Source organism: Acinetobacter sp. HZNU-JH01 (assembly GCF_037996845.1).
Classification (GTDB): Bacteria; Pseudomonadota; Gammaproteobacteria; order Pseudomonadales; family Moraxellaceae; genus Acinetobacter; species Acinetobacter haemolyticus.
Genome location: NZ_JBBMZX010000001.1, coordinates 888,815 through 902,579 on the forward strand (window position 1 = coordinate 888,815; position 13,765 = coordinate 902,579).

A 13,765-nucleotide genomic window follows, 5' to 3' on the forward strand; every position below is an offset into this window, starting at 1 on the left:
TTGTGGCCCAACCCCTAAGAACCGATGTGCTTAAATAAAACCCTGAGAGTATCAGCCCTGATCGCATCTCAGTCAACGCAATATCCAGTGATAACGACATTTCGCTACGAAATAGTAGTAGCAAGTTGGAGTTTTATCGCCTGCAAATCGGTTAGCTTAAGTAAAACATGAGAGTATCAGTACTGATCACTTCTCAGTCAATGTAATATATCGAGATAACGACATTTCAATACGAAATACTACAAAACGAATATTATTTGTTCGGGTTCAAGACTTAGATTGATGAGAGTTTCAGCTCAACATTTTTTTAGAACGACTTCCGATCATAAGTGATCGAAATCAATCTGAATATTCGACTCTAGTTTTATTTACACTTTTTAAACTTAATTTTTGACCAAATGATTAAAATTAGTTTTTTTATTTCAGGATAGATCAAATGATGAAAGTTTTCGTCCCATTAGTCGCTATGACTCTTTCTTCTTTTAGCTTTGCTCAAAATCCACTAAGTGTACATGTGCTCAACTTAGAAAATGGGCTCCCTTCTGCTGGGGTTAAGGTTATTCTGGAAAAACAAGAAATAATCAATGGAAAGTGCTCAATAACAATATAACTAATCAGCAAGGACGTATTACGGATTTATATCCCAAAGACTCACCACTTCAAAAAGGGATTTATAAAGTCACGTTCAAAACAGGAGAATGGTTTGAACAGCACAAACAGAGTTCATTTTTTCCAGAAGTGCCAGTCATTTTCTCTATAGATGGAAAACTTGAACATTACCATATTCCACTTTTAATTAGCCCTTATGGTTATTCAACTTATCGTGGTAATTAACCTCATCCTAATCTATACATATATTTGCGAAGGTTTAATCATAGAAAAGCAGCCTTCAAATTAGACGATGTATCTAACCTGAAGGCTGTAATCTAGATTTTTCCTGCAAAAATAGAATTACGAATACTTCATCGGAAGTTGTGTCTGCGATCCTTTGATCAAGATGCTAACCAAGTATCAAGTTTCGCTTGGTCTTCAACATTTAAATCAACTGTAGTCAATGGATTTTCCCCACCATTCAGCTCAAATGTTAATAGCTCATCACGGCGGAAAGCATAAACCGTATATGTACCTTGCTGTTTTGCATATTTTGCCAGAAGCTTTTCCGAAGCTTTAACACCATCAATCGCAATAATGACATCATTTGCTGATAAACCAGCTTGAGCTGCCGCACCTTCACGACGTACTTGTTGCACAACAACACCTTCAGTTTTATCGAGCAATTTCAAACCAAAAGGCAAGGCTTTTTCGTTTTTAAGCACGTAACTTAGACCAAACTCAGGTAATAATTGGTCCAGTGGCAGTTCGTCAGTGGTATTGATCAAGTGATTAATCTGCTCAATCCAATCATCGCCTGTCAGCGCTTTGCACAAATCAAAGATTGTACGCTCATTGACTTGAATACCCTGCTGAGTATTTTCGTACAAACGGCGCATTAACGCATCCAAGCTAGAACCACGTAAACGAAGCCCCAAGTCTAAACACAGCGCCACCAAACTGCCTTTATTATAGTAACTGGTACCCGCATTATTAGAATTTTCATCTTGGCGGTAAAATTTAATCCAAGCATCAAAACTTGACTCAGAAACCGTTTGAATGAAACGTCCTGGATTTTGCAAATAACGATCAATTTGCCCTTTCAATAAATCTAAATACGATTTCTGAGAAATCACACCACTACGCAATAAAATCAAATCATCATAATAGGAAGTGAAACCTTCAAAGATCCACAATAGGCTGGTGTAACCTTCTTTGTGTAAATCATAATTGGCAAAATTATCCGGTCGAATAAACTTCACTAACCATGAGTGAAAATATTCATGGCTGCATAAACCTAAGAAACGTTGATAGTCCTTTGAAGGTTCTTCAGCTTCGTCAAGCTTAGGCAAATCATCCCGCGGTGTAATCAAACTGGTGCTATTGCAATGTTCCAAACCACCATAGCTATTACCTGTTGCTATCGTCATAAAGGTATAGTTTTGAAATGGCGCGGAACCAAACATTTCTATTTCAGTTCGACAGATTTTCTCAATATCTGCTTGCATACGCTCTAAATTGGTATTGTGCTTTCCTGAAATCACAAACTCATGTGGAATCCCGTTCGCTTCAAAGCTGAAACGGCTCTGCTCTGCTAGCTCAAAAGGACTATCAATCAATTGATCGTAGTTATCCGCTTTTAAGGTGAAACGTCCTTTGACTAAACTTTTAGAAGTTAAACCTGTAGCAATCTGAAAATGCTTCAACTCATCTGGCAAAAACAGCTCAACTTCACATGGGGCTTGCTCCTGATCCTGAAGTCCCAAACAAACACAGGCTGGATTGACATAGAGTCGTGTTTGATCAACATAAGCACCACGTACAGATAGATCATAAGCATAGACATCATATTCAACCGTAATCAACTCATGGTCGGTATTGAATAAACGCCAACGATTCTTCTCTGTTTTTTTAATACTGAGCAAACGTCCGGCTTCATCAGATGCTTTCACTGATTCAATATGCTTAGAGAACTCTCGAATTAAATAACTGCCCGGAATCCACGTCGGTAGCCAAAGCTCTTGATTTGGATTTGCAAGAAAACGAAGCGTGACATGAATAAGATGTTGGCGATAATCGTCAAATTCAATTTGATAGTGCAGCATAATTCAAACTAAAAATAAAAAAATTTCCGACAGCTTAGCATTTTTTTACAAACTCATGCGTAGATGTCTTAAATGTCAGCAAAAGTTTAGGGGGCTGTTGTCACTTTATCTATGGTTGCGACAGAGGATGTTTTTTAGGCGATACAAGGCATGACTTGTGAAATTTAGTCATTCTAAATGAAGAAGTCATAACGTAGTAGCGACAAAAAATATCCCTGTCCCGAAGGGTTGTTACTAAAATTCCCTCATACTTCGTTATGAAACTTGGCAAGGGAATAGCCATTCCCTGCGTTTCATGCCTCGTCTAATGAAATTTTAGTCTACAACGCAATTCATATATAAAATGTCAACAACCCCTAGATTCTTCTACGAAAAAGTCATAGCATGCTTTTTTCGCATTCCATGCCCATGGATTGGCCGCACAAGGTGTTCTCGTGAAATTTTTCCTCTCATTCCTTACATTATTGAGTTTGTTTTTTGCAAATATTGCACATGCGACTTTACTTAATATCTCCCCTGAAACGGTTGAAGCTCAAGCATGGTCTATTGTCGATGCACAATCAGGACAAATCATCGCCGAGCATAATAGCCATGTACAACGTGCTCCAGCATCTTTGACAAAGATGATGGTGGCATATGTGGCATTGAAGGAAATTGAAGCTGGAAAATTACGCAAAGAGGATGTAATCACTGCAACCTCCGTTGTAAATACCGTGATGTGGGACGAATCCCAAATGTATTTAAAAGAAGGTGAGCAGATTTCTGTTGATCAACTTTTAGCAGGTTTAATTGTCATGTCTGCCAATGATGCCGCATTGACGCTTGCTGAGAGAATTTCGGGTAGCGTGCCTCAGTTCATCATACGTATGAACCAAGAAGCTCAAGCCTTAGGCATGAAAGATACTCATTTTAGTAATCCTGCGGGTATCACGATGCCAGATCATTACTCAACAGCATCAGATTTGGGCTTATTAGCACAAGCAATTGTAACCAAAACACCTGAATATCTTTATTATTCAAAAATGCCAAGTTTTAGTTACAACCAACGTTTCCATCGCGCAACGAATCTTGCTCTAAAAATGGACCCAACAGCAGATGGTCTAAAAACAGGTTTTACCAAAGCTGCTGGTTATAACTTGGCTCTAACAGCAGAACGCCCAACTTTAAATCCACATATAGATAAACGCCGCTTAATCGTCATCGTACTTGGCACACCAAATGCCATCACACGTGCAGAAGTCGCGAACAAGTTAATGAACTTGGCTTATGCTTATACCCGTGACGAAGAAGTGATCCCAAAACATCAACTGATCGCTGAGTTGCCAGTCATTCGTTCAACCCTCAAAATCTTCAAAGTTGAGACACAGCAACCGACAATTGTGACGACTTCACTATATGACCAAGCCACACCAATCGATTTAAATCAGTTTGATCCACTGACCCAACGTCTTCAAATTGTGGATGAAAATGGTGTAAAAATCATTGAGCCACTCCAAAACACGCATACGCGGGTTAATATTGAACTCAACGAGCAACGCTTAACTGCGCCACTCACTCAAGCAATGAATTTGGCTACCGTGTCTATTTATCAAAATAATCAACTACTTCGCAGTCTACAGATTGAAAATGAGGTACAGATTGAAGAAGCAAATATTTTCCAAAAAATTATGTTGTGGTTTTCTAACTTATTTTCGTTCTTCTCAACAAATGATACAAAAGCTGCCAAACTTTATCCTTTAAATCAAGGGTAAAAAACCAACTATTTTTCTCAAGATTAACCATACAAGATTGAAAAAAGGATGGCATAATCCAACCATCCTTTCACAAAAACAATTAGGTTAATCATGAGCAAAACCTTACATCATATCGTGATTGTGGGTGGTGGCGCAGGTGGTTTAGAACTTGCGACACAACTAGGCGAACGTTTTGGTAAACATAAAAAAGCCAAAATCACCTTAGTCGATCAGAACCTCACCCACATTTGGAAACCTCTCCTACACGAAATTGCCGCAGGCTCACTTAACCCCCACGAAGAACAAACCAATTATTTCGCCCACGCAGAAAAGCATCATTTTGAGTTCGTCCTCGGTACCCTGATTGCTGTCAATAAAGATCAAAAACAAATTACACTTTCTCCCCCACAGCTTTCTAAAGAACACACCCCTGCTATTCAAAGTTTAAGCTATGACACATTGGTGATCGCAGTTGGCTCTGTATCAAATGACTTTGGTACAGAAGGTGTACGCGAACATTGTCATTTCCTAGACAGTCGTCAACAAGCTGATATTTTCCAACAAGATTTATTTCATCTTTATATTGAGGCACAAAATCAATCAACTGAACGTGCTTTAAATATCGGGATTGTTGGTGCTGGTGCAACTGGTGTCGAGCTCGCTGCAGAGTTGATTGAAACCACCAAGAATTTTTATCGCTACGGGTTAAAGAAAATCAATCCGAAACAAGTCAAAATTACTCTCATTGAAGCTTCTGATCGCATCTTACCAGCACTCAATGAGAAAACAGCAGCACATAGTGCCAAGCAATTGCAAAAAATGGGAATTGAAATTCTAACCCAGCACAAAGTGCAAAAAGTTGATGATTCCAATGTCTATTTTAGTAACGGCAATGTCATCCATTCTGATATTACAGTTTGGGCAGCAGGCGTTAAAGCACCTAAGATATTAGAAGCTTTAAATGATTTTAAACGTGATAAAATCAATCGTTTAATGGTCTATGCGACCTTACAAACGTATTCGGATCCGAATGTTTTTGCATTTGGAGATTGCGCCCATTGCCAACTGGATGCACGTCAACCACCTCTCGGACCTCGTGCACAAGTTGCCAGCCAGCAAGCGAGTTTTTTAGTTGATGCGATGGCAGCACGTTTAAACCACTCACCACAACCGATGTTTGTCTTTAATGATAAAGGCTCATTGGTTTCATTAAGCCGAAATCAGGCTGTAGGTGAGTTATTGGGTGACGTGAGTGTGCAAGGTTTTATTGCCAAAACGATGTATGTATCTTTGTATCGACTGCATCAAGCCAACATTCATGGTTATACACAGGCAGGAATGTTAACTATGAAAGATTTGCTTACCCGTCGTGTTCGCCCAAAAATTAAACTGTACTGAGTTGAAAACATAAATTTCGTTCCCATTTATAACGAAATCGTTTCAAAAAGTGGAAAATAGTCAACAAAATCGACTTTTCACTTTATGATGTACACCTGAACTCTTTGAATGGATTAACAACATGACTGCTATTGCAAATAACCACGTGGTTTCATTCCACTACACTTTAACAAACGCTGAGGGTGAAACACTTGATAAATCTCAAGGTGAACCACTTGCATATTTGCACGGCGCAGGGAACATCATTCCTGGTTTAGAAAACGCACTTACAGGTAAAACTGTAGGTGAGAAATTCACTGTAAATGTTCCTGCAGCAGAAGGTTACGGTGAATACAACCCTGAACTTGTTCAAGAAGTTCCAGCTCAAATGTTCCAAGGTGTAGACAACATTCAACCTGGTATGCAATTCCAAGCGCAAACTGATGATGGTGTACAAATCGTAACTGTTAAAGCAATCGAAGGCGACAACGTTGTTGTTGATGCAAACTTCCCACTTGCTGGTCAAGATCTTACTTTTGAAGTAGAAATCGTTGAAATTCGTGATGCTTCTCAAGAAGAGTTAGATCACGGTCACGTACACGGTGCAGGTGGTCACCACCACTAATTCTTTTTAGAATTAGCACAACTAAAAAGCAAAGCTTCGGCTTTGCTTTTTCTTCACATTCACTTTTATAAAATAAGAAAGATACCTTACTTCGAATAAATTGAGTGGTTCTTACTTTATGCAAAGCGATTATCAACTGATTTGGTTTCGCCAAGATCTCAGAATCCATGACCATGCCGCCCTTTGGCATGCAACACAAACAGGACCTACGGTTGCGCTAGTGATCTTGTCACCTGAACAATGGCAACTACATGATGATGCACCCATCAAGATCGACTTCTATCTTCGTCAACTACAACAATTACAAATTGCGTTGCAATCTCTCAATATTCCTTTAATTGTTCAGCATTTACCACTTTGGAAAGATATAACACAGCTCTTTGCAGATTTAATGCAAAATATCCCAATTCAGCAGGTATATGCCAATATTGAACTAGGGGTTAATGAACTAAAACGAGATAACGAGGTACAAAAATTATTAAACCAACAAAACAAAGAACTGGTACTTTTTCATGACCGTACACTTTTTCCAGTAGCGTCGATTCGTAATCAGAGCCATCAGCCCTATCAAGTTTTTAGTGCGTTTAAAAAAGTCTGTTATCAACGCTTGCAACAAAGCTTACCCCAATGCTATCCAGTACCTGACGTGCAGCAGCCGATCAACATCGATCCGTACCCCTCACTTGAAGATTTCAAAGAGCTAAAACTTAAATATACTCAGCAACTTAATCATCTAACACAACAATGGCCAGTAGGCGAATCCTTTGCATTAACATTACTCGATCAATTTATCCATGACAGATTGGACGATTATAAAAATGCCCGCGACTTCCCTGCACAAGCAGGCACCAGCCAACTATCTGCTTATTTAAATATTGGCATTCTCTCTATCCGTCAATGTCTACAGGCATTATTCCGTAAACAGCACGGCGATTTTGTGATTGAGTCTGAAGGCCAGCAAACATGGCTGGATGAACTACTCTGGCGAGAATTTTATCAGCATATTTTGTTCGACTACCCACGTGTTTCAAAGCACTTGCCATTTCAGCTTTCAACCCAAAAAATCAACTGGTGTGATGATCCAGTTGCGCTGCAACAATGGCAACAGGGTCATACTGGTATTCCAATCGTCGATGCAGGTATGCGACAACTCCTTGCAACAGGTTGGATGCACAATCGAGTACGTATGATTTGCGCCATGTTTCTGAGTAAAAATCTTTTGATTGATTGGCGAAAAGGGGAACAATGGTTTATGCAGCACCTTATAGATGGTGATCTAGCTGCAAACAATGGTGGCTGGCAATGGTGTGCTTCAACAGGTACCGATGCTGCACCGTATTTCCGTATATTTAATCCAATTAGCCAATCACAAAAATTTGATCCAAATGGCGACTATTTACGACAATGGATTCCCGAACTTGCTCATTTAGATGCTAAATCCATCCATGAGCCTTACGCTTACAAAATGAATTCTAGTCTTAACTATCCAATACCAATCGTTGATTTAAAAAGTAGCCGAGCACGGGCTATCGCCGCTTTTAAAGAATAGATTTGGATTATTTATCAACCGACTTAGTAACATATAGACAACACTATATGTTACTGACTATAAATTACTTCACAAAGTCAACAACATAAAACTATCGCAATCACTATAAAATAGTGCTACTTTTATCACAAAAGACAATATTAAAACTAAAATTACTATGCAAAAAAATCCTGCTCCCGCACTCGTCTTATGGATCATTTCGGCTCATATCTTCATGGGTGTAGTGGCTTATGAATGGCTGCCAGCAACTTATCGAGGCAGTTGGATTTTCTTGCTATTGTTGGTCATCGCAGGTGCATACTTAAATATTGGTATGGCATTAATACTTGGTTTGGTGGCATTTGTCGGTATTGCGTTCTATTTCTTTCTTGATCTCGCCAATCAAACTTATATCGAGCGTCAACTGCTCCTATTATTTGTAGCGCCGCTCGCGCCAGTTTTTCTTAGTGCGATCCGTCACAATATTAAAAATGCCTTGGCCTCTTATCGAGCTATTCAAAGTTATGACAGAAATTATCAACATGATATTTTACCGCTTACTGCACTCAAGCACTTTCAGGACCAGCTAAAAAAACTATTACAGTTGACTCATAAAGATCATTATGAAGTGATCAGTATTCAAATTACCAACACCGTGCTCATTCGAGAAATGCTTGGTGAAGATATTTGGAAAGAAACTCAAAATAAGATTATGACGATCTTATCCACTGAGGGTGATAGTATTATCTATCATTTCATCAATGAAGAGTTGAGTGAAATAAAAAGTATCGTAATTCATGAAAATCAAATGGATGAGCAACACCCTACCCCACATTTCTTACAACAACTACAAGAGCTGAGTGTTTTAAAACTTAAAGTCGAACAACATACAGAATACCTGTCACAAGTAGACCGAGAGGTGCACTGATGTCAGTACTTCTTAATATTTGTGGTCTGCTGGTTACAACCGAACATTACCCAGACATGACTTTACAACAACTTTATCAGCAGTATTATCACTGCTCAATTCAACCTGCAAAATCAGAGTCAAGCCCACACATTCAATCTTCTGAAATGGTTTCAGAGATCTTTTCTCAGCCTGCAACATGGTGGCCCGTTTTTACAGCAGATCAACTCCAATCGAATAGTTTTAAAGAGCTTATTGATAAAGGTGTAAAACCAGGCGTTATTTTACCAGATGAGTATTTTAGTTTTTTAACCTACTATCGGATAAAAAAAGCCGTCAATGACGGCGCAATTCCTATCGCGCTCTTTCACATGGAACATTCGAAGTACTTTTCTGCCAAAGCCACATTTTCTACCGCAATTGGTCTGAGACCATTAGCGACATTGATTGAAACAGGCTGGGATGAAAACCTCATCTCACAACCTGCGGGTAGCTATATCATTCAATCGGATAATAAACAAAATCTGCCCATACCTGCACGTAAGATTCAACATCATCAGCACTTCTTTTATCAAGCCAATCATAACTATGCTCAAAACTCTGGCTATCAAATTTTAATTAATCCTCCAGCACACTTGCCTGTGAACAGCATAGAATATCCCCAATTGGGAATATCATGGCGTTTTGGTCGTGTTGATTACACCAGTACCCCTGACGGAGTTGAAACCAATCTATTTGGTTATTTCTTAATTGCAATCAGTACTGTCGTGATTCCATTTGACTATCTTTTTTCAACCCATTTTCCTAGTTTATTAAGTAGTTTTGGTAGTTCTGTTTCTTGGATTTCGCTGTTGCTTGGTGGATCATTACTTTTGATTTTAATCATCTCTATCATTCGTAGGAGAAGACTCAATGCCCGCGATTGATATTCTATTTTTGTTTGGTTTTCTTGGTATTTGGATTCCACAAGCTTTTTGGGCGTGGTTAAGTTATCAGGCATGGAAATACTCGAAAAATGCAGCCAAAGAGTTAGAAAATTTGCCTGTGCCCGCTGAGTGGCCAATGCTCAGTGTCTTGATCCCAGCCTATAACGAAGGTGTAGTGATTGAAGATACGCTCCATGCCATTGCGCAACAAGACTACCCTGCACATGCCTATGAAGTGTTATTAATCAATGACGGCTCTAAAGACAATACTCTTGAGATCGCTGAACGCATGGCGGAGATTTATCCGTGCATTAAAATTGTGAATGTCCCGAAAGGTATGGGAGGTAAAGGTAAATCTCGGACCTTAAACAATGGTCTACCTCATGCCAAAGGTGAGTTAATTATTGTCTATGATGCCGATAGTACGCCCGAACCAGACTGCGTTCGACTCTTGGCTCAAACCTTATTGGCAGATAAAAAACTGGTTGCCGTCAATGGCAAAGTCCGCACACGAAATTGGCGCGATAGTATTTTGACTCGCTTTATTGCCATCGAGTTTATTTTCTTTCAATGGATCTTCCAAGGAGGCCGATGGCAACGTTTTGAATTATCGACCTTGATGGGAACCAACTATGTCATATGGCGGGATGCACTAGAAACATTGGGAGGATTTGATGAAAAATCATTGGTTGACGACACTGAAATGAGCTTCAGAATCTTTCTAGGGCAAAAGCGAATCAAATGGGTACCTTATGCCGTAGGTTGGCAACAAGACCCGCCATCACTGAGTGTTTTTGTCAAACAACGATCACGTTGGACTCAAGGTAATTTCTATGTGACCAGTAAATATCTACCGATTGCATTAAGAAAACCTTTTCCAATTGGTATCGAAATTTTCAACAACATAATGTGTTATGTCCTGTTCGTACCTGCGCTGATTTGGAGTCATATCACTCTAACACTTGGCTTACTTGGCATAGCGGGGATCACCTTACCCGGACCATTTACAGTGTTATGGGCATTGTCATTTTGTCTATATGTCGCACAAATGTGGTTCACCCTATCGCTTGAAAGAGTTAAACCCCAACTTTATTTCTTTTCAGTTTTATCTTACATCACATATTCACAGATCTTTTTATTCATCGTATTTAAAGCAGCCTACGACATGTTGAAAAATAAGATACAAGGGAATTCACTACAGTGGTACAAAACTGAACGTAGCAAAGAGAGAAAATAAATGAAAAAAAATCGACTCAACCATCCTGTTTTCAAAATTCTGTTAGCAAGTGCGACTCTCTCTTTGCCCGTATTTGCTCTAGCAGATTCTTGGAATACATGGAAATTTGATAATATTAATACGTCAAACAAATACACGATCGAGCCACACTACTTCTATGTTGGTAAGGGTTCTGAGTGGCAAAGTATTCGTTTTAGCAGCGATTATTCGACTGAACATTTCACTACTTTACTGGTGAAATATGATGATAAGTTGATTTATAACACTGTGTTAAACGGTGATGGTAAACTGGAATTTAATATTCCCGCTGCTGAAAGTGGTTTTCATCGCTTAGATTTTATTTTACAGCAATATTCACCCCGAACCTCACCTGCTGCTGATCGCACAACCTTCTGTAGTGAAGATGTCGATCAAGTCACGTATTTAAGTAATTCACAAATTGACTATGCACGACATCGACCAGTCTATCGTTTAAAAGATCTGCCCGATGCGTTGTTTAATCCACAAATTGTCAGACCTACACCATTCGTAGGCGTACTCAAATTCAACCCTGCCAATGTAAATGAAGCATCGATGCTCGGTCGTCTCATGAACGCATGGGGATCTGTTACCCCTGTTCAATGGTATGAACAAAATCCACCAGCAGGCCAAGCCGCCGATTTCTTAATTGAAATTTCAAAATCACCTACACCGCTATCTCAGGGTACTTTAGTTCAGATTAGTTCTGAAAATAATGTGCCAACTTTGCAAATTAAATATGATCATCCTCAAAAACTAGTCTCAGCAATTAACGGATTACTCAATCCAAATTACTTAGAGCAACTCAATACTTCTGCCACTTTTCTACCCGATAAACTTGCAGCACCAACATGGGCAAAAATCAAACAGATTAAAACATTGGCGGATTTAGGCATCAGTGATTTTCGACTCAACCAAGCTGAAAAAAACCTGTTCCTCAACTTCCCTTCTGTTTGGCAACCTACAGATATTTTGCAAGGACAAATTGCGTTACGCGTCCAGAGTGGCTTATTAGAAGGCTCTAATATCACCACTTGGATTGATGGTGGATTGGCAGGTAGTTTGAAAACTGCAGAATTAGATTCTGACCCTGTAAATCGTCAATTTAACTATTTCGCAAAAACCATTTCAGATAGCACATCATTTCACTTAAAACTCGAAAATTCTGTGATCGTAAACTCACAATGTTTACCTACAGCAAAAGGCTCTTTATGGATTGATACTGAGAAATCCACAGTCAAATTACCACATAAACTCAAAAACGGTGTGGCATCACTATCGATGGCATTTGCCACACATCCAACCATTGCAATCGATGGTGAGCTGGGTAGTTTAGAAATTGCGTTAATTTTGAGTCAAACAGCAAAACGAATGCTACTGACCAATGATCCATTGCCATTGAATTTCGTCAAATTTGATCCAGCAAAGCCCGAATTAATTAATGTTCAAGTCAACCCTAATATTTATCGCCAGCAAGTCTCTATGCATCGAGATACTGTTTATGCACCTGCTGCGGCTAAGGGTTTTTTAGTGCGTTTTCATGAACAACGTTTTGATGTTTTGACGGACTCCATTGATGGCGCTCAAAACTTCACGAAGTTTTGGGAGAAAATTCAACAAAATATTCCCAATAACGCCAGTAAAATCTTGGTGACACAGAACGGTCAAGTCTTTACTTTACAAAAAATTATTGTCGGTAATCAAAAAGCACCTCTGGTTCAGCAGTCATCTTTCTTTATCTTGGTGCTTATCATTTCTGTTATCATGATTTTGGCAATCTTGCTTTGGTACTGGCGGAAAAAACCGAATGCTAAAAATAAGGCAGAATAATTTCAAACTCATTATTATTTTCTTTTTTTCAACCATAATTTTTTTGGGCGGCTGCATACATTTTTCTCAATCTGAAATGCAGCCTGCTCATATTGAAGGAATTTTTTGGCAACCAGATTTAGCTACCACCCCACCCAAAGGCAACTGGAACCTACTCGGGGTTTCTACATTTGTTCCACAATGGTCAATTGTTCAATCCAAATCTTGGTTTGATCATGATACTGGCTTTGTAAAGTGGGATAAAAATATAAATCTTCAACAGCTAAACCAAAATGCGTGGGCATCGGAGATTATTTTAGGTTTAGCAGGCGAATATGATGAAAAGCTGGCGCGCTCTCAAGTCATGTTGCTTGCTCAAAACTCTAAACAACTGATTGCACATACTCAATCGATCCCACTCAAAGGATATTATTTTCCAGTTGAGGCCGATCCAACTTGGTTAGGTGTAGGAATATTAGGTCAAGCTTTAACGCAACTTCCAAAACCTTTATGGGTGAGCATTTATAGCGCAGATGAAATGCCAACACATTACGATGTATGGTTAAAAAGTTGGTTGCCTGAGCAGACCAATGTTTTTTTTCAAGATGGCGTTGGTGTAGGCACTCGTTCACCTGAACAAGCAAGGATCATCTTAGATGAGCTGCAACATGAATTTGGTAAAGATAAAATTACTATTGTTTTAGAAGCATTTCGAGCAACCAAAAATGGACACTTTCGAGCTGCATATCCTTGGGAAATTATCCAACAATTGAAAGCCTACGAGGGACAAAAAGTTTATATCTTTGATGGCCCCCACTATATGAGCCGTATCAATGTCTATATGATTGCCTTATGGTATAAGCTTAAATATCGCTCATAAAACAAGGCTGTTTCTTCACTAAGACAGCC

At 39.2% G+C, this 13,765-nt stretch carries 10 protein-coding genes and 1 pseudogene; 10 read left to right on the forward strand and 1 reads right to left on the reverse strand.

Translation table 11 applies throughout. The features are described 5' to 3' along the window. The first annotated feature begins 436 nt into the window (after positions 1-436). Positions 437-834: pseudogene (gene uraH / locus AAC851_RS04225) on the forward strand (hydroxyisourate hydrolase). A 158-nt stretch (positions 835-992) separates the two neighbouring features. On the opposite strand, the gene AAC851_RS04230 reads toward uraH, so the two are convergent. Beyond that, positions 993-2,696, reverse strand: coding sequence for a M61 family metallopeptidase (locus AAC851_RS04230; protein ID WP_125502687.1), 1,704 nt, complete (start codon positions 2,694-2,696; stop codon positions 993-995). 434 nt (positions 2,697-3,130) lie between these two features. On the opposite strand from AAC851_RS04230, the gene AAC851_RS04235 reads away from it, so the two are divergent. The 9 genes from AAC851_RS04235 to AAC851_RS04275 all read left to right on the forward strand — a co-directional run bounded on the left by AAC851_RS04235 (position 3,131) and on the right by AAC851_RS04275 (position 13,736). Next, positions 3,131-4,447: a D-alanyl-D-alanine carboxypeptidase PBP6B gene (locus AAC851_RS04235; RefSeq protein ID WP_125502685.1), complete on the forward strand. Its 1,317-nt coding sequence runs from the start codon at positions 3,131-3,133 to the stop codon at positions 4,445-4,447. 93 nt (positions 4,448-4,540) lie between these two features. Continuing rightward, positions 4,541-5,827, forward strand: coding sequence for an NAD(P)/FAD-dependent oxidoreductase (locus AAC851_RS04240; protein ID WP_004638348.1), 1,287 nt, complete (start codon positions 4,541-4,543; stop codon positions 5,825-5,827). A 121-nt stretch (positions 5,828-5,948) separates the two neighbouring features. Beyond that, positions 5,949-6,431: an FKBP-type peptidyl-prolyl cis-trans isomerase gene (locus tag AAC851_RS04245; protein ID WP_004638347.1), complete on the forward strand. Its 483-nt coding sequence runs from the start codon at positions 5,949-5,951 to the stop codon at positions 6,429-6,431. Between the two features lie 118 nt (positions 6,432-6,549). After that, positions 6,550-7,980, forward strand: a complete 1,431-nt coding sequence (gene phrB, locus AAC851_RS04250; protein ID WP_125502683.1) for a deoxyribodipyrimidine photo-lyase — start codon at positions 6,550-6,552, stop codon at positions 7,978-7,980. Between the two features lie 157 nt (positions 7,981-8,137). Further along, positions 8,138-8,887, forward strand: coding sequence for a hypothetical protein (locus AAC851_RS04255; RefSeq protein ID WP_125502681.1), 750 nt, complete (start codon positions 8,138-8,140; stop codon positions 8,885-8,887). Next, a complete protein-coding gene (locus AAC851_RS04260) occupies positions 8,887-9,792 on the forward strand; it encodes a hypothetical protein (RefSeq protein ID WP_125502679.1) in 906 nt (301 codons plus the stop codon). The genes AAC851_RS04255 and AAC851_RS04260 overlap by 1 nt, the downstream gene beginning before the upstream one ends. Further along, complete coding sequence (locus AAC851_RS04265; protein WP_004638342.1) at positions 9,779-11,029, forward strand: glycosyltransferase family 2 protein; 1,251 nt, start codon at positions 9,779-9,781, stop codon at positions 11,027-11,029. The genes AAC851_RS04260 and AAC851_RS04265 overlap by 14 nt, the downstream gene beginning before the upstream one ends. Then, positions 11,030-12,877 carry a hypothetical protein gene (locus AAC851_RS04270; protein WP_340600554.1) on the forward strand — a complete coding sequence of 616 codons (1,848 nt, stop codon included), beginning with the start codon at positions 11,030-11,032 and terminating at the stop codon, positions 12,875-12,877. Next, entirely contained in the window at positions 12,855-13,736 is an 882-nt protein-coding gene (locus AAC851_RS04275) for a hypothetical protein (RefSeq protein WP_171057135.1), read from the forward strand. The genes AAC851_RS04270 and AAC851_RS04275 overlap by 23 nt, the downstream gene beginning before the upstream one ends. The last annotated feature ends 29 nt before the right edge of the window (positions 13,737-13,765 follow it).